This window comes from Vibrio sp. 10N.247.310.98, from assembly GCF_041467395.1.
In the GTDB taxonomy this organism is placed as follows: domain Bacteria; phylum Pseudomonadota; class Gammaproteobacteria; order Enterobacterales; family Vibrionaceae; genus Vibrio; species Vibrio crassostreae_C.
Genome location: NZ_JBFSUL010000128.1, coordinates 1 through 1,207, shown reverse-complemented (window position 1 = coordinate 1,207; position 1,207 = coordinate 1). Strand labels below are relative to the sequence as shown.

At 40.6% G+C, this 1,207-nt stretch carries 1 protein-coding gene; it reads right to left on the bottom strand.

Annotated elements, in window-relative coordinates; all coding sequences use genetic code 11:
- Window positions 1–163: 163 nt before the first annotated feature.
- Entirely contained in the window at window positions 164–1,042 is an 879-nt protein-coding gene (locus tag AB6E78_RS22905) for a hypothetical protein (protein ID WP_136982196.1), read from the bottom strand.
- Between the last annotated feature and the right edge of the window lie 165 nt (window positions 1,043–1,207).

Here is a 1,207-nt window from a genome sequence, read left to right as displayed (position 1 = left end):
TTTTACGGGATAACGATCAATTACAGGGAAGAGAGTTGCCCTTCTAATGTAGTGGATTAGCAGATTTGGTCACATAGTTAGAGCTCTAGACATAAGAACAAGTAGGTCAAAATTGGCGGCTGCATTCTGTGATAGCTAGCTGCCGAAACGCAGAATGGGGCAATTATGTGTTCATAAAAATCACGATTACTACTGCCAGTATGAGAAGCAATATTGGTAGCTTTGAGGCGGCATTGTTTTTCTTGGACTCCTTAGGTGGCGTCTCCACAACATTTAAAGTGGATGCGATGTTTGTAGCACTTGAAGGGGCTCCTTTTTGTTCTAAGCTATCTCTTATCTCATCATCTTCTTTGAGTTCATCTTTGTAACGGTTAATCACCGTATCTAATGACACATTCAACAATGTACAATAGGTCTTTGCTGTATTGGTGCCTTTAACCAATTCATAAACTTCGCTTGCCTCAGTAGTTAGTTGGTCAATCAACATGTATTGCGGCCTGCCGATTCTATGCTCCAATAAGTAACCGTTAATAGATCGCTCACGCCCATAACCAGTGACCAAAAGCCCAGCTACCAACTCTTCCAAAGGTGTTTTATCTTGGCTTTTTTCTCTTTGTACTTGCCTCAGCATAGACTCATAGGCCGAATAGACTAGATCCCAATCTTGCTTTTCGGTCGCTTCAGCTAGGTTAGTATGAGACTCTCTCCATCTAGCATCTGCAATTGACACATTGACTTCATCAACATTCCATTCTTTTGCTAAATTTTTACGTGCATTTAATACGCCCTTATTAGCTTCATACCAGTCACGCCACCATCCATCTGCTAGCGCTTTCAGTTCTTCCAACAGAAACAAATCGCCCTCACGATAGAGGCGTTGAGCACCAGACAATGGCTCTTTTCTTGGGTAAATGGGCTTCTTACAAGATTTACACTTTGCTTTACGTTTAGGTACTTTCTCTAGCTCATAGTTACAGTAAGGGCATTGTGACGTAGTACCGCAATTAGCTGCTAGCACTTTTAACTGTTCTTTCCTTTTCATAAAACGCTACCCAAGAATCTAAATAAAACCAATAATATATCACCATCTTACATTAGAAAATGTTGGTCAATATGATCGTGCTTGTTTAGTGAAGAGCAACAACTCTAAGTTGATGTATGGAATCCACTCCCTCCTTAGCAATCTAGACTTAGGATAGTGAGAAAA

Bases quoted from the DNA above. Each gene is read 5' to 3' on its own strand.
- AB6E78_RS22905 (WP_136982196.1), bottom strand. From the start codon at position 1,042: ATGAAAAGGAAAGAACAGTTAAAAGTGCTAGCAGCTAATTGCGGTACT.